The organism is Methanococcus maripaludis C5, assembly GCF_000016125.1.
Classification (GTDB): domain Archaea; phylum AGJL01; class Methanococci; order Methanococcales; family Methanococcaceae; genus Methanococcus; species Methanococcus maripaludis_D.
Window position 1 is genome coordinate 1,707,473 of the sequence record NC_009135.1, and the last position, 21,674, is coordinate 1,729,146.

21 protein-coding genes are annotated in these 21,674 nt (G+C 32.8%); 11 read left to right on the top strand and 10 right to left on the bottom strand.

The window, feature by feature from the left end; translation table 11 throughout:
* Positions 1 to 169: 169 nt before the first annotated feature.
* From wtpA to MMARC5_RS09050, 4 genes are all read left to right on the top strand, one after another.
* The gene (gene wtpA / locus MMARC5_RS09035) at positions 170 to 1,213 is read left to right on the top strand and encodes a tungstate ABC transporter substrate-binding protein WtpA (protein ID WP_011869499.1); all 1,044 of its coding nucleotides are present in this window, start codon (positions 170 to 172) and stop codon (positions 1,211 to 1,213) included.
* A gap of 82 nt (positions 1,214 to 1,295) precedes the next feature.
* Positions 1,296 to 2,099 (top strand): molybdate ABC transporter substrate-binding protein, encoded by an 804-nt coding sequence (gene modA / locus MMARC5_RS09040; protein WP_048058538.1) that lies wholly within the window; start codon positions 1,296 to 1,298, stop codon positions 2,097 to 2,099.
* On the top strand, positions 2,090 to 2,872 hold the full coding sequence (locus MMARC5_RS09045; RefSeq protein ID WP_011869501.1) for an ABC transporter permease: 783 nt from the start codon (positions 2,090 to 2,092) through the stop codon (positions 2,870 to 2,872). The genes modA and MMARC5_RS09045 overlap by 10 nt, the downstream gene beginning before the upstream one ends.
* A complete protein-coding gene (locus tag MMARC5_RS09050; RefSeq protein WP_011869502.1) occupies positions 2,869 to 3,930 on the top strand; it encodes an ATP-binding cassette domain-containing protein in 1,062 nt (353 codons plus the stop codon). Before MMARC5_RS09045 ends, MMARC5_RS09050 begins: the two co-directional genes overlap by 4 nt.
* Positions 3,931 to 3,934: 4 nt before the next feature.
* Here the strand turns inward: MMARC5_RS09050 and MMARC5_RS09055 are convergent, their stop codons facing one another.
* Together MMARC5_RS09055 and MMARC5_RS09060 are read right to left on the bottom strand one after the other, a co-directional pair.
* Entirely contained in the window at positions 3,935 to 5,125 is a 1,191-nt protein-coding gene (locus MMARC5_RS09055; protein ID WP_011869503.1) for an NAD(P)-binding protein, read from the bottom strand.
* 54 nt (positions 5,126 to 5,179) lie between these two features.
* Positions 5,180 to 6,403 carry a proteasome-activating nucleotidase gene (locus MMARC5_RS09060; RefSeq protein WP_011869504.1) on the bottom strand — a complete coding sequence of 408 codons (1,224 nt, stop codon included), beginning with the start codon at positions 6,401 to 6,403 and terminating at the stop codon, positions 5,180 to 5,182.
* A gap of 301 nt (positions 6,404 to 6,704) precedes the next feature.
* Between MMARC5_RS09060 and MMARC5_RS09065 the strand changes: the two genes are divergently transcribed.
* Positions 6,705 to 7,184 carry a multiprotein bridging factor aMBF1 gene (locus MMARC5_RS09065; protein ID WP_011869505.1) on the top strand — a complete coding sequence of 160 codons (480 nt, stop codon included), beginning with the start codon at positions 6,705 to 6,707 and terminating at the stop codon, positions 7,182 to 7,184.
* Between the two features lie 7 nt (positions 7,185 to 7,191).
* Here the strand turns inward: MMARC5_RS09065 and MMARC5_RS09070 are convergent, their stop codons facing one another.
* From MMARC5_RS09070 to MMARC5_RS09085, 4 genes are read right to left on the bottom strand one after another with little or no spacing between them, the layout of a single operon-like run.
* On the bottom strand, positions 7,192 to 7,965 hold the full coding sequence (locus MMARC5_RS09070) for an isopentenyl phosphate kinase (RefSeq protein ID WP_011869506.1): 774 nt from the start codon (positions 7,963 to 7,965) through the stop codon (positions 7,192 to 7,194).
* Positions 7,966 to 7,989: 24 nt separating this feature from the next.
* Complete coding sequence (locus MMARC5_RS09075; protein WP_011869507.1) at positions 7,990 to 8,841, bottom strand: methanogenesis marker 8 protein; 852 nt, start codon at positions 8,839 to 8,841, stop codon at positions 7,990 to 7,992.
* 22 nt (positions 8,842 to 8,863) lie between these two features.
* A complete protein-coding gene (locus MMARC5_RS09080) occupies positions 8,864 to 9,262 on the bottom strand; it encodes a cell division protein SepF (protein ID WP_011869508.1) in 399 nt (132 codons plus the stop codon).
* Between the two features lie 6 nt (positions 9,263 to 9,268).
* The gene (locus tag MMARC5_RS09085) at positions 9,269 to 9,823 is read right to left on the bottom strand and encodes an Era-like GTP-binding protein (protein WP_011869509.1); all 555 of its coding nucleotides are present in this window, start codon (positions 9,821 to 9,823) and stop codon (positions 9,269 to 9,271) included.
* Between the two features lie 77 nt (positions 9,824 to 9,900).
* Here MMARC5_RS09085 and MMARC5_RS09090 point away from each other — a divergent pair, with 77 nt between their 5' ends.
* Positions 9,901 to 10,692, top strand: a complete 792-nt coding sequence (locus tag MMARC5_RS09090; RefSeq protein ID WP_011869510.1) for an HAD family hydrolase — start codon at positions 9,901 to 9,903, stop codon at positions 10,690 to 10,692.
* Positions 10,693 to 10,697: 5 nt separating this feature from the next.
* On the opposite strand, the gene MMARC5_RS09095 is transcribed toward MMARC5_RS09090, so the two are convergent.
* From MMARC5_RS09095 to MMARC5_RS09105, 3 genes are all read right to left on the bottom strand, one after another.
* Positions 10,698 to 11,915 (bottom strand): methionine adenosyltransferase, encoded by a 1,218-nt coding sequence (locus MMARC5_RS09095; protein WP_011869511.1) that lies wholly within the window; start codon positions 11,913 to 11,915, stop codon positions 10,698 to 10,700.
* Between the two features lie 123 nt (positions 11,916 to 12,038).
* Positions 12,039 to 13,229 (bottom strand): bifunctional hydroxymethylpyrimidine kinase/phosphomethylpyrimidine kinase, encoded by a 1,191-nt coding sequence (locus MMARC5_RS09100; RefSeq protein ID WP_011869512.1) that lies wholly within the window; start codon positions 13,227 to 13,229, stop codon positions 12,039 to 12,041.
* An 8-nt stretch (positions 13,230 to 13,237) separates the two neighbouring features.
* Positions 13,238 to 14,101 carry a radical SAM protein gene (locus MMARC5_RS09105; protein WP_011869513.1) on the bottom strand — a complete coding sequence of 288 codons (864 nt, stop codon included), beginning with the start codon at positions 14,099 to 14,101 and terminating at the stop codon, positions 13,238 to 13,240.
* A 197-nt stretch (positions 14,102 to 14,298) separates the two neighbouring features.
* On the opposite strand from MMARC5_RS09105, the gene MMARC5_RS09110 reads away from it, so the two are divergent.
* Positions 14,299 to 14,991 carry a DUF169 domain-containing protein gene (locus MMARC5_RS09110; protein WP_011869514.1) on the top strand — a complete coding sequence of 231 codons (693 nt, stop codon included), beginning with the start codon at positions 14,299 to 14,301 and terminating at the stop codon, positions 14,989 to 14,991.
* A gap of 11 nt (positions 14,992 to 15,002) precedes the next feature.
* Here MMARC5_RS09110 and MMARC5_RS09115 read toward each other — a convergent pair whose 3' ends face one another.
* Positions 15,003 to 16,373, bottom strand: coding sequence for an MFS transporter (locus MMARC5_RS09115; RefSeq protein WP_011869515.1), 1,371 nt, complete (start codon positions 16,371 to 16,373; stop codon positions 15,003 to 15,005).
* Positions 16,374 to 16,447: 74 nt separating this feature from the next.
* Here MMARC5_RS09115 and MMARC5_RS09120 point away from each other — a divergent pair, with 74 nt between their 5' ends.
* The 4 genes from MMARC5_RS09120 (at position 16,448) to MMARC5_RS09135 (ending at position 21,199) form a co-directional block, all read left to right on the top strand.
* Positions 16,448 to 16,690: an MJ0307 family thioredoxin gene (locus MMARC5_RS09120; RefSeq protein WP_011869516.1), complete on the top strand. Its 243-nt coding sequence runs from the start codon at positions 16,448 to 16,450 to the stop codon at positions 16,688 to 16,690.
* A gap of 114 nt (positions 16,691 to 16,804) precedes the next feature.
* Entirely contained in the window at positions 16,805 to 17,620 is an 816-nt protein-coding gene (locus MMARC5_RS09125; protein WP_011869517.1) for a sulfurtransferase TusA family protein, read from the top strand.
* A gap of 13 nt (positions 17,621 to 17,633) precedes the next feature.
* Positions 17,634 to 17,963 (top strand): DUF5400 domain-containing protein, encoded by a 330-nt coding sequence (locus MMARC5_RS09130; protein WP_011869518.1) that lies wholly within the window; start codon positions 17,634 to 17,636, stop codon positions 17,961 to 17,963.
* 2,633 nt (positions 17,964 to 20,596) lie between these two features.
* Entirely contained in the window at positions 20,597 to 21,199 is a 603-nt protein-coding gene (locus MMARC5_RS09135) for an ECF transporter S component (RefSeq protein WP_011869519.1), read from the top strand.
* Positions 21,200 to 21,674: the final 475 nt, after the last annotated feature.

The following is a 21,674-nucleotide window of genomic DNA, read 5'->3' on the forward strand; positions in this document are numbered from 1 at the left end:
CCTTTAAAAAAGTCTTTTTTTTATTTCGGATTATGGTAATTAATTTTAGTTACCAATTTTAGCCATATAATATCTTTAATTATAAAGTATTACTTTCGAATTCATCTAGTAATGTATATATAATTTTTAAGTACATAAAGTAGGTGTTAACCATAATGGTGGTGGTATTTTGAATAAAAAATCATTAAATATCGTTGTAATGTTCGGGATTTTAATGATCCTCGCATTCAGCGGATGTGTAGACCAAAATGCTTCTGAATCCACTTCAGAAGACACAACTCCAAAAATATTAAAAATATTCCACGCAGGGAGCCTTGCAGTTCCTTTCGGAGAATATGAATCATTATATGAAGCCGAATATCCTAATGTGGACGTTCAAAGAGAAGCTGCAGGCAGTGTTGCTTGTGTTAGAAAAATTACAGAACTAAATAAAACTGCAGAAATATTGGCATCTGCGGATTATACATTAATCCCCGACATGATGATGCCAGATTATGCAGACTGGTATGTAATGGTTGCAAAAAACGAAATTGTTATTGCATATACTGAAAACAGCCAGTACTACGATGAAATTACTACAGAAAACTGGTATGAAATTTTCCAAAGAGGTGGTGTAAAATACGGTTTCTCAAGCCCTAATGATGACCCATGTGGTTACAGAACCCAAATGGTTGTACAACTTGCAGAAACAGCTTACGGAGATTCAACAATCTACGACGACTTGATGCTTGAAAATTCAAACTTTGAAGTTGATGAAAATGCAGACGGAACTTACCTTGTAAGAAGCCCTGCATCAATTGAAGTTAACGAAGAAAAAGTATTCATGAGAAGCAAAGAAGTAGACCTTTTAGGTCCTTTAGAAACTGGTGCATTCGATTATTTATTTATCTACAAGAGTGTTGCAAACCAGCACAATTTATCATACATCGAACTTCCTGCTGAAATTAACCTCGGAAGCTATGCAAATGCAGATGATTATGCTAAAGCAAGCATAATTTTAGAAGGTCAAAACAGTACGATTCTTGCAAAACCAATCGTTTACGGAATGACTGTACCTTCAAATGCAGAAGACTATGAAGAAGGAGTTAATTTTGTAAAAACAGTATTGGAAAACCCAGATGTATTTGAAAATGCAGGACAACCAGTAATTAGCCCAGCAATAGCTGTTGGAAATGTTCCTGATGAATTAAGTGACTTAGTCACTATGGGATAATTAAAATCCATTATTTTTTTTCGCATTTTTTGATTTTAAACATATGTGCGAAATTATTATGCTCTATAAATCCGGTGATAATTTGAAAAAAATATTGGTGCTAGGAATTGTTGGAATTTTACTTCTAACATGTTTTGCAGGCTGTACTGATAATTCAGCAGATACAGGCTCTGAAAAGATATACGATGGTAAAACATTAAGATTATGCTGTGGAGCAGGTTTAATGAAACCTATGAATGAAATAATTGCTAACTTTGAAAATGAAACTGGAGCAAAAGTTCAGGTTCACTACGGTGGAAGCGCTGAAGTATTCGGTGTTTTAACCACAACCGGTGAATGTGACGTATTTATTCCAGGCGCATACAAATATACTGAAGATGCAATGAAAGCTGGATACATATTAAATGACACTGTTTTAATGGTGGTCTACCACGTTCCAGTTATTGCAGTTCCTGAAGGAAATCCTAAAAATGTAACGTGTCTTGAAGATTTAACAAGAGAAGATGTATCAGTTGTTTTAGGAGACCCACAAGCATGTGCTATTGGAAAAACTGCTAAAAGCATATGCGAAAAGAACGGGATATGGGAAGATGTAAATTCAAATGTTGAAGTTTTCACCCCTACCGTAAACCAGCTTTTAATATACGAAGCAACAGGACAGGCAGATGCAACCATTATATGGGAAGACATGGTTACATGGGCAGAATCAGAAGGAAAAATTGTAGTTATTCAAATACCAAAAGATCAAAATACCATCAAAACAATCCCAACTGCAGTTACCACTATGGCAGAGGATGTTGAAGTTGCAAAAGCTTTCAATGATTATGTAATCTCAGAAGAATCATTGGGACTCTGGCAGAAGTGGGGTTTTAACCCATGCAACTAATTAATTTTAAAAAAATGTCAATTTTTCTGACATTTTCATTTACATTTTTACTTTTTTTATCGATAAGTTCACTCATTCTAGTTCCGAAGTTTGAAGATGTTTTTGCAGCGTTATTTCATCCAGAAATGATCTATTCTCTTAAAGTATCGTTGTATTCCTCATTACTTTCAACAGCATTCGTTTTAGGATTTTCAATTCCTACAGGCTATGCGATATCTAGATACTCGTTTCCAGGAAAAAATGTAGTAAAAGCAATACTTGATTTACCAATAGCTTTTCCAGAGCTTGTTTTAGGGCTTGCACTCTTACTTTTATTCGGTCAGACATTTATTGGAGACATTTTAGAATTTTTTGGAATAAAAGTAGTATTTACCAAACTAGGAATAGTTGTAGCCCAGATTTTTACAGCACTTCCTTATGCGATAAGGATTGTATGTTCTACTTTTCAGGATATTAATCCAAGATATGAACTCGTTTCAAGGAGTCTTGGATACAGCGAGTTTGAAACTTTTAAAAATGTTACCCTCCCAATGGCAAGAAGCGGGATTTTTGCTTCATCGATAATCGCGTTTGCAAGGTGCATGGGTACGTTTGGAACAGTTTTGATGCTTGCCGGCGGTACGTACATGTACACAGAAACGCTTCCAATAACTTTGTACCTAAACATGTCATATGGGAACCTCGGGATGGCAATTTCAAGCGGAATTGTGCTTCTAATGATATCCTTTATCGCAATATTGATATTTGAGAAATACGAAGGAGGGAAATTTTGAGTTTCGTTAAAGTTGAAAACTTAAATATCAATCTGGGCGAGTTTAAGTTAGAGGACGTTAATTTAAGCGTTGAAAAAGGAGATTATGTAACAATAATCGGGCCAACTGGTAGCGGAAAATCCATACTCTTAGAAACTGCGCTTGGATTTTATACTCCTGAAACTGGAAAGATATTTTTGGAAGAAAAAGAGATAACAGGTTTAGATCCTGAAAAAAGGAATATAAGCATAATTTATCAAGATTATGCACTGTTTCCACACATGACAGTTTACGAAAATATCGAATACGGTCTTAAAAAGAAATTGAAGGATAAAAAAGTCATAAAAGAAGAAATCCTTCAGATAACAAAACTTCTCGGAATCGATCATCTGTTAAACCGAAAACCCGAAACCCTTAGTGGTGGAGAAATGCAAAGGGCATCCATTGCAAGAGGGCTTATCATAAAGCCAAAAATCCTTTTTATGGATGAACCTTTCAGTGCATTGGACGTTAAAACAAAAGAAAAGATAAGAATACTCGTTAAAACTGCAATAAAAAAATATGGAACGACAGTACTTCATGTAACTCACGATTTTGATGATATATGGAGTCTTGCAGATAAAGTTTTGATAATGAAGGGCGGGAGAGTTTACCAGTACGGAACTCCTGAAGACGTATTTTCAAACCCTTCATCTGAAATAGTTGCAGATTTTGTTGGTACAAACATTCTTGATTCAAAAGTGGAAGAGGTACTGGGGGACATTTCAGTTTTGGATGTTTCAGGAGTAAAGATGTATTCTTCAGATATTGCAGAAGTTGGCGAGAATGTAAAATTATCAATTAGGCCTGAAAATATAATCGTTGCTTTGAAGTGTTTTGACAGCTCTGCAAAAAACGTATTCAATGGAAAAGTTACCGAAATTCAAAAAAGAGGCCATTTGGTCTGGTTAACATTGGATATTGGCGGTGTTGATCTAAAAGTGCTTGTTACACCAAATTCTCTTGAAGCTTTGGAAATTGAAGAAAATAAAATATTATGTGTAATGTTCAAAGCAACAGGCGTTAAAATAATAAGATAATAATTTATTTTTTTAATTTTTCAATATGGTTTAAAACTGCAATAACACTCATTGCTACACCTTCAACTTCAATTCCGCCGACTCCTTTTACACCATCTCCAACAAGTAATAAGTTATCCCTAACGATTGGATTTAAGTCAGTTCCATTTGAAGCATGATTTACAGGCCAACCATTACCGTAACTTTGAATGGATATTATTTCATAGTCTTTTCCACCAAATAATGATTCAATATCATTTAAAGCAAGGTTTATTTCTTCTTTAGTGTTATTTTTGATTTGAGTTGCATGAAGCATTATTAAATTATAGTCTTCCTTTGCTAAACTCCTGTCAACATTTGAAGGCTGGTTTAAACCATTAATTCTTTCGCAATCCGTTGTAAATATGACACTTGCACCATCTACAAGACTCGATTTACTTGCAACGTTTATTTTTATTCCTTTTGAAGGAACTGGTTCTTTTTCAATGAATTTAATGTTTGACATTTTTTCAGTTAATTTTGGAGATGCATTGCTTATTACTATATCAAACTGCTCTGAATCAATAAATGCACTATTTTCTTCAACTTCGATTTTTTCTACCGCATGATTTGTGTAGATTTTCCCGCCGTTTTTATTGATTATTTCAACAAGGCTATCGGTAACGCCTTTACAACCGCCAACTGGAATTCCCGGGCCTCCAAATTTATGGTATAACTTACTTATTTCCATAATTTCTGACATAGGGGTGTCGTAAGCATTTAAACTCAAAGCCCAACCGCTAAAAGAGTTTCCAACCGCAAGGGCAAGAGGAATATCTTCTAAAAATTCACCAAATGGTATATTTTTATCAATTTTTCCAAGTTTAAGGCTTGCAGCAAGTTTCAATCCTTTTAATTTTTCTTTTGTATTAACGAGTCCAAAAATATCCTTATATTCGTGATTTTTCCCATTTACTCTGAAGTATCCATCAGGTTCTGAATTTACTATTTTTACATCACTTCCAGCTCTTCGAAGTGTTTGTGCTAAATACCCGTCGTTTCCGTGAGGTATCATGTGAAGTGCCCCGGTAGTTAATTGAAACCCTTTGTATGGAATATTTGTAAATCTGCCCCCAACAAATGGAAGTTTTTCGTAAATTGTAACGGAGTGTTCTTTTGATAAAATTGCACCGCTTAATAGGCCTCCAAGGCCCGCTCCAATAATTCCAATTTTCATAAACATCACTTAAAAAAGTTTAAAATAAAAATAATTTAAAAAAATAGTAGTCAATTATCCGTACATTACGGTTAATTGTGGCATGTCGTAACTGCATTTTTCTTTTTTACCGGTAATTTTTGTGATAGCTTCTCTAAAGTCATCCATTTTGATGAATTCTCTTTCTTCTCTTATTGCAAACATACCTGCTTCAGTACATACCGCTTTTAAGTCAGCACCGACCATATTTTCTGCAATTTTTGCAACTTCTCTTAAATCCACACCTTTAAGGTTCATTTTTTCAGTGTGGATTTTCAAGATGTCGAGTCTTCCATCTTCATCAGGCATTGAAATTTCAATGATTCTATCAAATCTTCCAGGTCTGAGTATTGCAGGATCTAAAATGTCTGGCCTGTTCGTTGCAGCGATGATTTTTACATCTCCTCTTGAATCAAAACCATCCATTTCTGCAAGAAGCTGCATTAAAGTTCTTTGAACTTCTCTGTCTCCACCAGTTAGCGATTCAGTTCTTTTGCTTGCAACTGCATCGATTTCATCAATAAATATAATGCAAGGTGATTTCTCTTTTGCAAGTTTGAACACATCCCTTACAAGTTTTGCACCTTCACCGATGAATTTTTTGACGAGTTCTGAACCAACAACCCTAACGAATGATGCGTTGGTTTCGTATGCAACAGCTTTTGCAAGAAGTGTTTTTCCAGTTCCTGGTGGGCCGTAAAGCAATACTCCTTTTGGTGGAACGATACCCACTTTTTCGAATAATTCAGGGTTTTTAAGTGGGAGTTCTACTACTTCTTTAATATCTCTTATCTGGTTGTTCAAACCACCGATATCTTCAAAGGAAATGTCTGGTTTTTCCTCAATTTCCATTGCCATAGCTCGGTAGTCTTTTTCTTTAGGAAGTACTTCTACAATTGCTAAAGTCTGCTGATTTAAACAAACTCTTGCTCCTGGAACGATATCGTCAGGATCTACAAATTGTGAAAGATTTACAAGGAAATTTGGCCCCGTAGAACTTTTAACAACTGCTTTTCTTTCATTTACTCTATCGAGTATTGTACCAAGTATTAAGGGAGGAATTCTTAATTTATCAAGTTCTCGCTTTAATATTTCATTTTCTTTTTTAATTTGTACATTCTCTCTACTAATATCTTTATTTTTTAATTCCAATCTCAAAACTTTGCTTTCTAACTCTGCAATCTGAGTTTTTTCTTTAAATTCTTTTAAATCCATTTTATTTTTTTCTATATCTGTGGAATAATCATCTGGGTAACTCATGATTTACCTCCATAATAATTATGATAAAAATGATGCTATATAGCGCTTTCTCATTGATTTTCGTTCTCGCAAAACAGTTTTACACCCCATCGAAAACATCTTTACAACTCTCCAATAAGGGTATATGTTTATAATTTATTTGAGCTATATAAATTTATGGATATAATATATAAATACCAAAATAGATACTATTAAATAATTGAAGATATATTCTCTAATGAAGCATTTACCATTTGAATACTATGTAATTAGGATAATATGGTTAAAAATATCTTTAAATTTAGTATATTAGGGTGTAGGTATGCAATGCGAACTCTGCGGAAAAGAGGTTAAGGATATCATTAAAACAAGAGTAGAAGGCGTAGAAATGAATGTTTGCGAGGCTTGCGCAAAGTTTGGAATGTCGCCTAAAGGATATTCTAGGAAACCAAAGGCAGTATTCAAAAATAATGAGAAAAAACCAAAACAAGCTAAAAGGCCTAGAAGGGACATGTTTGATAATTTAAAAACTCTGGTCGAAGATTACGGATCTCTTGTAAAAGAAGCAAGGGAAAAGAAAAACATGACCTTAGAAGAACTTTCAAGAGCTGTTGGAATTAAAGAATCCCTTATCCATAAAATAGAAAGAAATGAAATTGAGCCTGAGGAAAAATACGTAAAAATCCTTGAAAAAGCACTTGGAATTTCGTTCTACGAAGAAGGAGATCTCAACTACGAATCAAGCAGTGATGATGGTGATTTTACACTTGGGGACTTCATTAAAGTTAAAAACAGAAAATAATTTAAAATTAATTTATTAATGTTCCTTTTACATTTTTTAAAAGGGCATTGTATATATTTCTTTTTTTATTTCCATTGAAAATTATCGTTTCAATGCCTAAATTATAGCATTCCATTACTTTTAGATGCATTCCGCCGGTTACATCTTCTTTATTTGACGGTTTCAACGATTTTAAAACATCTTCGATATTTTTTGAATTGATATTTTCAATTATTTTAAATTCTGAATCCCATACTCCATCGACGTCTGACGCATGAAGGCTTAGATCGGGATTCAATTTTTTTGAAAGGAACGGAAGTGCATGGTCTCCTGAAAAAATCTTGAAATTATCAGTTTTTTCATCAATTACAATATCGCCATGAATTACTGGGATCAATCCTTTATCGAGCATTTTTTCAATTGCATTTGTATCAAAATGTAAATTAGATTTATGGTTAAATGTGATAAACGATGAAGCCTGAATTGAAACTGCAGGAATTTCAAAGTTTTGGAGTTCTTCAATTACAATGTTGTTGAATTTACGCATTGCTTTTTGAATTTCCCAGTATCCTTTTCCCATATCTTCAAATTTTTCATTCTTAAGATATTTTTTTGCAACAGGGTGGCCGAATGAGCCCCCGCCATGAACAATAATAAGTTTAAAATCTTCGTTTTTAGAACTATAGTATTCAATCGCTTCTTTTATTTCAATCGCGATATTTTCTAAATTTTCCCAGTTTATCGAGTACGGGACATTTTTATCGCAGAGGATGCTCCCGCCTAGTTTTAAGATTGCAAACATGGATATTCACCAAATAAAAAAAGATTATTGAGGGGGTTCTGTAAAGTAAGGTAGTGATTCATTTGTAGTTATCAAAATAGGCTTGTCAATTTCTTTTAATCGTTCAAATAAAAGTTCTTTCCCAGAATTTGAAAGCGCAAATATTGGAACTCCGCTTCCAGCTTGAGCTTTTATATAGAGTGATTTTGATTTCAACAGATTTTTAGAAGCGCATGCTGAAATTAAATCAATATACTGGAGGTATTCGTCATAATCCGAAAGGCCAATTCCTGTTGTATGAACTCCAAAAGTTATAATTTTTACATCGTTCTTTTCCAATTTTTTTATTTCAAAAGCATCTTTTAAATTTGAAACAGAAACTCCGATTTTTTTGTATCCGAGTTCAATTGCAAGTTTTACTCCTTTTATCTGGTCAATTGAAGCATCTTCTTTTGAAAGAACTATTCCTTTAGCTTTCTCAATTTTTTCGATTACTTCCTTTACAGGAGTAGTTTTGACAATTCCTGAAATTCTTCCACATAATCCCTGAACGAGTTTTGGATTATTTGTAACAACAGTTCCAGCACAGTCGCTTACAACAACAACTGCATCTAAAAATCCTTTATTTAAAGCGCTCATGAAAATTTCGGAAGTTCCAAAACCAACAAAAGGAGAATCATCTAAAACAACTCTATCTTTTGTAAATAACCCAAAACTTTCAATCCGAAATTCAACGTTTTTCTGGATTGATTCTTTGTTAATTTCTTTAATTCCCCGATGTTTTGCAAAAAGAGGACAAAATGATAGTATGGGATCGCTAACATCGACAACTTTCCCATTTTTTACGGTAACTTTAGCATTTCCGAGAACTTCCATTATGTGGATATCTTCATTCAATTAAGCCACCATTCTTAAGTTATTATTTCTTTTTATTCAGTTTCAATTTTGGGGTTTCTTCTTTTACCATTCTTTCGATTGCGGTGTTTGAAGGAACTGCTAAAACTTTGGTTTCGCAGAGTCTTACTATTTTTCCGCCAGTTTTTCCAACTTTTTCTTTTAAACTGGATAAAACTTTTGCGTAGTCGTCATCAAGATCTCTTTCAAGGTTGATCGTGTTTGCAATAACTAAATAGCCTGCTTCAGTTAACACTGCTATTTCTGTTGCATCTTTGAAATCTTCTAAATCACATACTTTAATTTTTACAGTTTCAAGTCCTTCGTAGCCTTTTACCGGGAGTTCTACGTATTCTTCAATTGGTACAGGACTGCTTGTTTTTAATGTATCGCCTGAAATCATCTTTTTGATTTTTTTTAACAACACAGATCACCTTCTTAATATTTCTATGATGGTACTTAGTAATTCCCCGATACCTTCGTATGTAGTTGAAGATGTGAAAAAAACCTTGTTTTCCAATCTCCCCTCAACATACTTTCGCAAATCTTCTCGTTTGGAATTTTCTATCAAATCACATTTATTAATAACTACTATAATAGGTTTTCGATATCGGAATTTCAATAAGTGGTGCAATTTTTCGAAACTTTTGAATAATTCACTACTTCCATCGATTATGTGGATTATCAAGTCCGAGTCATCAATTTCTTCATAGGTTTTTTCAAGAACACTTCCCACCATAACAACCGATCGATTTTCGCCCGCGTAGAGCCCACCCAAATCTACAAACGTGATTTTTGCAAAATCTGGATTAATCTTTTGTTTTCCTATTTTGATTTTTCCCCAGAATTTTTTCACAGGCATTTTAGTAGTTCCACCGACTTCTGAAACTTCTGAAATGTTTTTTCCAAAAATGGAGTTTACAATAGAGGATTTTCCAGAATTTTCCGGACCAACAAGTGCTATTTTAAACTGAAGTTCTTCCATGTTTTATCCCAAAGTTTGTTAATTATAAAGTATAATAATTACATAATATTTAACGTATAACAATTTTTAGGGATAACATGAAACTCGCAGTAGTTTTTGATGCATCGGGCACTCTTGTAAGCATAAGGAGAATTATCAAAAATGTAGTTACTCAGAAGTTTTTGTGCAACTGTCAGACTGTGGATATCGTAGATCAGAAAGAAGGACGAACTCTTGTAATTTTAAAAGAAAATCCCCTCGAAGTATTGGATAATGAAAATCCCGACGTTTTAATTTCAAGTTTTTTGAATGGTGTAAACTGGGGAATTTCTTACTGTAATCCTCCAATCGACCAATCAGGGATCTTTAAAGATAATGAAACTAAATTAAAAGAACTCCAGGATCCATTAAAGGTTTTAAAAAGATTTGATATTGAAACCGATTATGGTTCAGCAATTATTGCAGATACAATAACTGGCAGGATAGAATATACTGTTGCAACAGGAGGCTGTATTTTCCCAGAAGTTTCAAGAACAATTCAAACACTTGAAAATATGGGTGCATCGGTATTTATCGCGTCAGGGGACAGTAGAAAATTCATAGAACGGCTTGGAAATATTGTTGGAGTTCAAAATAAATGTTTAATGCCTGAAGCCCACCATAAATTAAAGAGAGACCTTATTTTAAATTTAAAACAGGACGGATATACTGTAATAATGGTAGGAGATGCTTCAAACGATATTTTAGCAATGGAAGAAAGTGATTTATCAGTTATAACTCTTCAAAATGGAAATGTATCAAAAAAAGCGCTAGAAACAGCACAAATAAAAATTGAAAATATTTCTGAAATAGTCGATGTAGTTAAAAATTACATAAATGAAAAAAAATAATTTAATTAGAAAGTGGTTACGTTTCCGCTTACAATTCTTTCAGTTACTTCTGAAATGTTTTCGAGCCATTTCTGCGCAACTTCTTTAGCTTTAGGGCTTAATTCTTCTAATTCAAATCCATTTTCCGGAATCATTTCGATATCGAGGATTTTTGGTTCGGTAATTGGTTTTCCAATCTGGCTTAAAATCCTGATCTGGCATTCTCTTACGCCTTCGATTTTAGCAACATCTTCTGCGATAATGTTTGACAAGATGTTGTAAATTTTTCCAATATGGTTAATTGGGTTTTTACCGCTTGTAGCTTCCATACTCATTGGTCTGAATGGCGTAATAAGTCCGTTTGCCCTGTTTCCTCTTCCTACTGAACCATCGTCACCCATTTCTGCGGAAGTTCCTGTAACGGTTAAGAATATACAGTCTTCATCGTCGTCTGCAGTATTGATGCATACTTCTAATTCGTGACTATCTAAGTATTTTTTAGCGTTTTCTTCAACTTTTGCTTTTGCGAGTTCCTTAACTTTTACGTAATCTGCGCATGAGTTTACGTATTTATCGACAGCAGCCATTGCAATTGTTAAAGTGATTTTTTTGCCTTCTCTAAGTCCCATAACTTTGATGTCTTCCCCAACTGCAGGAATTTCTGCTTTTAAAGCATCGCTGTTTAATAATTTTTCAGTTTCTAAAACGATTTTTTCAGTTGTACTGAGTGGAGCGTGACCTACACCAAATGAAGTGTCGTTTGCGTGAGGAATTTCGCTTCTTTTTCTGTCAAATACTTCAACTAAGTCCACTGAACCCTGTCCGATTCTGCAGTCAACAACAACGTCCTTTTCAAGGTCCATGTTTCTTATAGCCTTTTTCAAGTAGTCTCTTGCAGCATTTACTGCGGTTGTGTTAACTGGTAATTTAATAATTTTTCCACTTTTTTTATCTAAAACTTCCATTGTAGCTCTTCCTGAGAGCAAGACGTAAATTGGGCTTACCATGCATCCGCCGCCAAGTTCAGGGTATGCGTATCCTCCAACAAGCTCAACTTGATCCGTGTTGTGGTGTAAAACTACGCCCATTTTTTCTTTGTACATTTTGCACAATGCAACGCTTACGCTTTCTGCAATACCATCACAAATACTGTCGGGGTGCCCTATTCCCTTCCTTTCTACGATTTCTACAGGGGTTTCATCAATTGGGGTTCTTTCCAATCTTTTAACAACGATATTTGCCAATAAAATCACCGTTTAAATTTATGGTACTCTCGATAAAAATACTAAAACCATAATTGAATTTATATTATTTAAATCTACCTTTTTTAAAATAACTCAAAAATTCAGATAAAAAATGGAATTTTTTTAATATTGTACGTTTTTAACACGTTTTTCAATGTTTTGAAGCTTTTTAAAAATTTCCACGGAATTATTCCCTAGAATTATTAAAATAGGTTTTTTTTCATTAACATACAAAATATGGGGATAAATTTTATCAGAATTGATACAATCTGTCAAACCTGAAATAATGCTGTTTTTTTCTAAATTGGCGATTGAACCCATTGAAATTTCTGAGTTTTTTAACTTTTCCACGGATAATTTATCGCATTCTATTTTTATACAAGCCCTTATCTTTGGATTAATTTCTTTTAAATTTAGTAATATTTCTGAAACATCATTTGAAATTCCAAATTTAATTATTTCATCATAGGTAATTGTAGCAATATCCGAATAATTTTCTGGTAAAAGGATACTTTCTACAATTTTAAAATCTGTTTTAACGAACAATTCAATATTTTTAAGTAACGTTAAAGCGTAAGATAAATTTTTTTCAACAGATTCTTTAGTAACAGATATTGGATTAGAATTGTAGCCATATTTTGTTTTTTCTGCGTAGATTACTGATCCTAACACAAACTCTTTTGCAGATTTTATTGAATCTTCAAAAGTCATTCCCATGGATAAAAAGCAGGTAATTGCAGAGGAATAGGTACAGCCAGTTCCATGAACCTCTTTTTCTACATATTTTCCAGTTATTTCGATATGTTTATTATTAATTTTTAAAATATCCGTTTTTCCGGTCACTAGTACATTAATATTATTTAAATTGAATCTGGACGTTTCAAACATTTTTTCAATAATTTCAAATTCTTTTAAATTAGGAGTTATCAAGAAACACTCTTCAAAAAATTCCAAATACTTTTTAATTAACACTTCATCCGAAAACTCGAAATCCGTAGTTGATTTCAAAACAGGGTCGCAAATTATATTAAAATTATATTTCTTTTTAAATTCTAAAATAATATCAATTGAATCATTAGTTAAAACGCCTGTTTTAACCCAATTTACCTCAAAATCTTCAAAAATTGCATCAAATTGTGCTTTTATCTCTTCTTTTGACAAATCCCTTTTTAAAAAAACTTTATTATTGTTTTGAGGGATAATTGACGTAATTATTGAAAGGGGATTTTTTTGAAGTTCTTTTATCGTTTTTACATCTGCAACAATGCCTGCACCGCCTGTTGGGTCAAAACCTCCAACTGTCAAAACATTCATAAAACCACCTAAAATGAAATTGGTGCGTATTCCCTTTTTATTTCGGGAACTTCTGAAACACAATTACTATTTATTGAATTTAGTATAAATCCATCCATTGTTTTTAAATAAACAAGCAAACATCCTTTAATAGTAACGTTTACGTTTGGCGCAGCTTTTTTAATTTTTTCAATCAACAGTAACAGATCTTTTATTTTTCCAACGTTTTCAAGATTTCCTACTTTTTCAAGTTTTTCCAAATTTTCGGGATGAACTACGAGCTGGTGAACCATTATTTCGGAAACTCCGATTTTATTTAACATTTCACCAAGTTTTACAAGTTCATCATCGTTGAACCCAGGGATATATACTGATCTTACAATCGTGTGGAAATATTTTGAAGAGAGTTTTATATTTTCAAAAACTTTTTCAAAGGTATCTTCTTTTACAAGTTTTTCATGCGTTTTTTTGTCAGATGCACTTAAACTGATCATGATCATGTCTAAACCAAGGTCTTTAAATTCTTTTAAAAGTTCTTCGTTTAAAAATACCCCGTTAGTCTGTAAATCGCATCTTAATCCTTTGGATTTTACATATTTAATTGCATTTTTTACTTTTTTTGGATAAATTAGTGGTTCGCCATACTGGCTTATTGTAACCGCTTTAAATTTACTTAAATCTCCGTATAATCCAGGTTTTACACTAGTTAAATTAGAGTAACAAAATATACAGTCGTGATTACATTCTTGTGTTATTTCGATAGTCGGGTGGTGATGTGGGTCTTCATTTTTTAGATCCATTCCTTCGCAACCGATACAGTGTCTTATAACTTTTAAATCACTTACAATATTTTCCAAACGGTCACAAATCTCATTTCTTAACGTTATTTTCAAAATACCACCGGATTATTTCGAAAGATATTTATTTTTCAATCTTTAAAATTATACTGCACATACAACATAGATAAAATATGTGGATAAAAGGGTAGTTGTGCAAGGTTTTAACACAAATGAAAACATTTATATATTACGGATGTTGATAGTTGTGTGTAAAACATACACAAATAGATTTAGTGGACTGGTGATAGTAAATGGAAATTCAAAAAATTAAAGAACTCGGACAAAAACTTCAAGACTTTTTAGGGCTTGAAAAACCTGCAACAGCAGTTAAACTTGCAAAATCAAAAGAAGAAATTCCTGAAGGTTACGCTGAAATAGACGCACCCATAAGACACTGTGAAATGATCCAAAATGCAAGAATCGAAGGTAAAAAGTTCTACGCAACAGCAGAAAAACATGCATGTAAGGGTGGAGCTTACGCAATTGGAATCTTACAAAATCCTCCTGAACCATTAAAAACAGGTGTTTTATACCACAATTTAGGAAATTTCCCAACTGAAGAAGCTGCAATCAAAACCGTTGAGGCGATTCCAAGAGTTAAAGAAGAAATTTACGCAGGAGTTTATGCACCATTAAATGATGCAGACTTTGAACCCGACAGCATTGTAGTTTTAGTAACTCCAAAACAGGGTCTAAGACTTACTCAAGCTTTAAATTACACAGCAGGCGGTAGATTCCAGGCAGATTTCGCAGGAATTCAATCATTATGTGCTGATGCAGTAGCTGCAGTAAAAACAAGAGGTGTAGCAAACGCAACACTTGGATGCAACGGTTCAAGAGCTTACGCACACGTTAAAGACGATGAACTCGTGTTTGCATTCCCACTTTCAGACCTTGAAGATGTAGTTTCAGCACTTGAATACTTCAAAGAAAAATGGAATTAAAAATTAAACAATTAATTTTTATTTCTGATATTTTTTCTAGCAAGTGACGCAAAAATTCCGATTGCACATAAAACTGCAGAAACTTTAAATGATGTAGTTATTCCTTGAAGGAATAGCGGACTGAATTCTGCAGAAATTGGATTATTTCCAACATAATACGCAATCAATACAGTTATTATTGCCATACTGGTCATTTGACCTAAAATTCTTACAGTTGCAAGCATTGCAGATGCAACTCCTGCAAATTTCCTTTCAACTGAACTCATTATTGCATTTGTGTTTGGAGAGCTGAATACTGCAAATCCAAAACCGAGAAGTACTAAATTTAAGATTATTTGGTAAATACTTGTATCTAACTGCATAAATGTGAATAATACTAATCCAACACAGGTAATTCCCATTCCAATGGATGCTAAAATCCTAGGTTCGATTTTGTCGGATAGTTTTCCGGTAATTGGTGAAAATATTGCCTGTACAAGTGGTTGTGCTAAAAGAATAAATCCCGCGTCCTGAGCAGAAAATCCTCTCAAACTTTGAAGATAAAAACTGATTAAAAATGCTACTGCGTAAGTTGCACCGTAATTTAGGAGTGCAGCAAGGTTTGACATTGAAAATGCGAGATTATTTGTGAGGAGTTTGATGTTTAGAATCGGATTTTCTGTTCTATGCTCCCTATGGATAAATATTGATCCAAAAAGCAACGACACAAGTATAAATATTGATCCGCCTGAACTAAAAGTAATAAACCCATAAACCAAGAATACAAGCGAAATCATGTATGTAATCGAGCCGAAATAGTCAAAAGTTTCGCCTTTTGCATCACACCATTCATTTAATACGAATTTCTTGGCAATAATGTAAGTTATAATTCCAATTATTCCTGAAAATAAAAATATACTTCTCCATCCGAAATAATGGGTCAAAATTCCGCCAAGGAACGGCCCTAAACTGAGACCAATGTAAACTGTGGCAATATTAATTCCGAGGGCTTTTCCTCTTTCATTTAACGGATAAACCGAAGTTAGTATTGCAATGGCAGTTCCAAATATCATGGCACTGCCGATTCCTTGAATTACACGAAGTAGTATCAATTGATTAATTGACCCTGAAAATATTCCCATTAAAGACGATAATCCAAAAATTAACAATCCATTTAATAAAATTCGTTTCCTACCGATTATATCTGCAATCCTGCCAATAGGTAGCAAAAGTGCAGAACTTGCAAGTAGGAATGAAGTTACAAGCCACCCTAAAAGAATAGTATCGGCTGAAAATTCTGTTCCAATACTTGGAAGGGCAAGATTTAGTGCAGTGCCCATAAAGGGTGTTAAAAATGATGAAATTGCGGCAACAACTGCCACGATGGATTTTTCGTTTCGCATTCAAATCGCCAGATATATAATGTCTCAATCTTATAATTTATTCAAGCAAATAAAAAAACTTATCGGGTGAATTTATGGTAAAAGTTGAAGTATTTACATCACCTATGTGTCCACACTGCCCAGCAGCTAAAAGAGTGGTCGATGAAGTTGCAAAAGAGATCGAAGGACTCGAAGTCGTACACATTAATGTAATGGACCACCCTGAAAAGGCTGCCGAACTTGGAATTATGGCAGTTCCAACCGTTGCAATAAACGGAGAAATTAAATTTGTTGGAGCACCAACAAAAGATGCATTACTTGCAGAACTTAAAAAATAACCTATTTTACACATTTTATTAACTTTAATTTAATCTTAAAAATCAGGAAATATCGAAGACACATAAAGAATGGTTGTGCATACTAATGACATATCTATAAATTATGGTGTAATCATGATAAAAGAGATAAACGTAAAATCACTCAGAAGTCCTGCAATGCTCGTAGAAAAAGTAATCGAGAAAACAGACGGCGGAATTTTGGTAATTGAAACCGAGGGGGATTCCCAGATAAACGAAATTTCCGAATTAATAAAAAAAATGGGATATAAAATGGAAGTCGACGGAACAAATGTTAAAGTGAGCATTGGCGAAATCGAAGCTTCAAAATCCATAAATGTTGTTGGAGCAAGCTGTCCTGGTCCAATTTTAATGGTTGGTGAAGTTTTAGAAAGAATGGCTGTTGGTGAAGTTTTGGAAATAACTGCCGGTCCAAATGCGTTTACTGATCTCACTGAAGGACTGAAAAGCATGGGAAATGACATACTCTCTGCAGAAAAGACGGATGACGGAAATTACAAAATTTTAATTAAAAAAGAAGAAAAGAAAAAAGAGCTCGGAGTTTCAGTTGACATCGATGAAGTATTTATCATAAACATGACAGGAACTGGAAATGCTGAAAAAGCATACGCAACTTTTATGATGGCAAACGTGGCTCAGAACATGAAATTAAAGCCAACGATCTTTTTAATGTTTGATGGAGCAAGTCTTGCATTAAAAGGAGAATGTGACAAGGTAAAACACCCTGCATTCCCAAAACTGGGCGATAAATTAAGAGATGCAATAAAAGCAGGAGTTAAAATATATGTGTGTGAAATGAGTTCTGAATTTAGGGGCGTTGACAAAAAACTAGAAGAAGGAATTGAAATTGCCGGAGCACCTACATTCTTTAGATTTCTCTCAAAACCAAATGCAAGGCCAGTATGGTTATAATTAAGGTGAAAATATGTCGGACGTAACAATGCTAGTATCTTTAGCTTTAATTTTTGGTTCAATGCTTTCTGGATTTGCAACATTTAGAATGAGTGGAATGAGGTTAATGCCTCACTTTATAGCTTTAATTTTGGCATTTGTACTTACTATTGGAACATTCATAACACCAAATATGATAATATTCTATTTGGCAATATTCTTCCAAATTTTAGCGCCAATAACGGTTTGTGGAACCATATGTAATATCCTAAAGACCCAGTACCAAACCACAGGGATATATTCCTCCCACCTCGCATTAATGGGAATGCTGATTGTAATGGCGATTGGAAACCTATTGATGTAAAATATAAATTTCATTGCCTGTTATGGGGAACATTTTACATATATTAATATATATTAATATTCGGAATTTCCGAATTAATGTTTAAAATCTTTTATTTTTTTATGGTATTTAAAAACGATAAGTTAAAAATAATGGTTATTTTGGGGTAAATTCAAAATGAAACAAGTACGTGGCTACGGGTGGAATGTAGGACTTTGCCTATATACGTTTTGAACTTATGATCTAATTTGGATCGAAAAAATAGTAAATGGGTTACTGCTGTCAGTCAATGAACCCCAACTTTATCCCAATATGCAAGATTATTGATTTTTAGGTTGCCGCAGTTTTCCGATTCGGCACGCAACAGGGAGCATAAATTTTATTGCAATTATAATATCCAATGCAAAAACAGGTTTTTTTTCATCGGGGATCAAAAATAGCGAAATCATAAGTTTCGACATGTTTTCGAAGTTTGATAATCTCAGCACATCTTTTATCGTTGATTTCTTTAATCAATTGCACAATAGCAAGTCTTCTTTCAAAATCTGTTTTTTCAATTGCTTTCACTATTAAGTTTTCTTATAACTTATATTTACAAAATGATCATTTTTAAAGTCTAGTTGTGAATTTAAAGATTAATAACTGAACAATTCCCAAAAATATAAATATTAAATTTACAAATGTGTCTTAAGTCCTGTTTTGAATTTATTGGATTATTGTGGACCTTAAAGCTGAAAACTTTTAAAATCTACATTCAACCCCATTTTTTAGCAGGACTGACGTTTTCAGCTTTTTTAACAATTAATAAAACGATGTGTCGATTTTGCGTCATATTCAATTTTCAAATATTTGATCATTTTATCGAGGTTATAACCTCTTTAAAACCTTTATTTTCAACACTGAAACACTTTAGATCTAATTTCGATCTAAATCTCAAGATATCTTTAATATTAAAATGCCCAGATTAACAAATAAATCGATATATGATTTTAAATGTTGATTTGGTGCCATAATTTTCCATATTTCCGAAAAATATAAATATGAAATCCACATATGTGGTTTTAGTCCTGTTTAGCATTATCGGATTATTGTGGACTTCGAAGCTGAAAATATGAAAATATTCTCCCCAAACAGGACTAATATTTTCAGCTTTTCTGAAATGCTTTTTTAAAATTTTACACGTTCAATACATTACAAGCACTGTTTTCTAAAAGCTCTTTAAGATCTTTTAACGAGTATATTTCTTTTGGAACATTCATTTTATTTTTAAGAGGAATTTCGATCTCAAATCTCAAAAATCTCGATTTTTATCGGGCCCCGAATAAACGTTTAATTTTTCTATTTTATCCCAAATGCAATGATTTTTTATAGTTTCAAGCAAAGAAGTATGGTGGCGAGAAATCGCTATATTGTCCACAACAATTCGATAAATTCAGGAATTTATCGTCACAATTTTCATTAAGTTTTTATCTCTTTTTTTCTATTTTATCCCAAACCTAATTACTTTTTATAATCCCGATTACAGAATATATATTGGCGAGAAATCGTCAAGCACTCTTCATAATGGCCCATATACTACCCTCGTATAAAGTAGTTAAAATAAACCCAATAAGTGTGTGAAATTACGATTTTTTTCTAAAAATTTCTTTTTTTGATAATTTTAATCATTTTATACGTATTTGTTGTAACTTTTTCGATCTTTACACGACCGAAAATGGCTTATATGCAAATTTTCAAAATTTGTATTACCTGAGAATTATTTCTCAGGGTATTTGGGGGATTATAAGTGGCAGTGGTTTCAATATTTGGGACTGTTTATTTAGAGGGGATTTAAATGGTCCTTAAAGTTTATTTTTTTAATGGGTTTCATACCTTTAGAACAGTTCAATTTTTGAGGGGATTTTGGATCTGTTCTGAAAATTTAACTTTTTTAAGTTTTAAAATCCAATTTAGTGAATATACTAAATTAAAGGCACAAAAACCTACACAAATCAAATATATATTTTAAAAACCACTTTTTTATTAAGTCCCGAATGTCCAGATGGATCAGATGTTATAGGTTCAAGTTTCTGGATTTCGGGTTGCATGACCTCAATTTACATTTTCAGAGTTACGTTAAATTTGTGCCATTTAATGTATCAAATAAACCTGAAACAACAGATCATTACCTCGAATACTCAAAATACCACTTTTTTTAAAATGCCGTATTACTTCTGTCCTAATTTCGCAGATCGGGGCAGAATTTTGAATTTTTTAAACAGATGATTCACTTCTAAAACTCTAGCAATGCCCGTATGCATTAGAATATGTCACCCTCAATGCTCTTTTATACTGTATTCACATTTCATTTTCAAAATTTCTTTTTTATTTTTCCACAATTGAACCCTTAAATCATTGTTTAGACATCTTCATGAATAAAAACGTATTCAAGAGATTTTTCGTTTTCAATCATGTAATTTTCGCATTGCGGACAGATAAAGTACATTTCAAGAGTGCCAGAAAGTATTTTGCAAAATTATTTATTAAAAGATTAAATTATTATATTTTTATTTACAGATGTGTATACATATGAATTTATTAAATTGGCCAAAGCAGGATTTAAATTAATTACTAGATATGCCACACACTGAAATTTAGATTAAAAGAGGGATATTTTGGATGATAAATTAAATGATCTAAAAATCGAACGCGACGACTATAAAAAAGTACTATATCGGTATTTAATACTTCTTTCGATCGGAATTAACATTGTTGGAGCACATTTGGTGCTTTTTTTAAATTTACCTGCTTATTTGGATAGTGTGGGAACAATTCTCGCCGCAATTTTGATGGGGCCAATAATTGGGGCAATTGTAGGTCTTGCAACACATTTTGGTTTAGGGGTAATCCTGGGGCCGGTTTATTTCCATTTTGCAATTGTAAATGGATTAATTGGACTTATTACGGGTTACATATTTGATAAATACCCCTTTAATTTAAAAACAGTTCTTGTAGCATCTGTCATTATTTCATTAATGGCTTCACTAATGGGGAATACCATAAGTTACATTGTATTTTCGGGAATTACTGGTGAATCAGTTGATATTTTAACAGAACATCTGTTAGAACTTGGTTTTAACTTGTTTACTGCTGTATACATATCGGGATTTTTCTCAAATTTCTTGGATAAATTGATTTCATTTGCAATAGTGTTTTATGTAATAGTACTACTATGCGATAAATTCAAACTAAAAGAATTTGAAATATGTAGAAAATAATTTTAAAATACTATTTTTAAATTTTAATTGAAAAAAGGGTTTTTATGTCACCCAGGGTAAAAGTGATATGAATTCACTGCTTTTCACGTGAGGGTATGTAAAAAGTGTCATGTAGTTATTCATATTGGGGTAAACTTTTTTTGAGGATTAGTAAAATTCATTATCGTTTGGATTATTGGGGACATAAAAACATTATTGATATAGGGCATAAATAATATATAAAATATCATAATTTAATCGGAAACATAATGTATAAATAATGAGCAAAGTCGTTTCGCTTAAATGTCAGTAAATAATTCAAAAGGAATATAATTACATATAATCCTTTAATTTTGAAAATTACTCTTTTTAAAATGATTAACGGGTAAGTGTCTTAAGATATGTATATTAGATTTTTGGATCGCCCCATTTCTAAAATTTTAATTAAAAACATATTAGTATCGATCAGCGATAAAATAAATAGGGGACGTTTTTC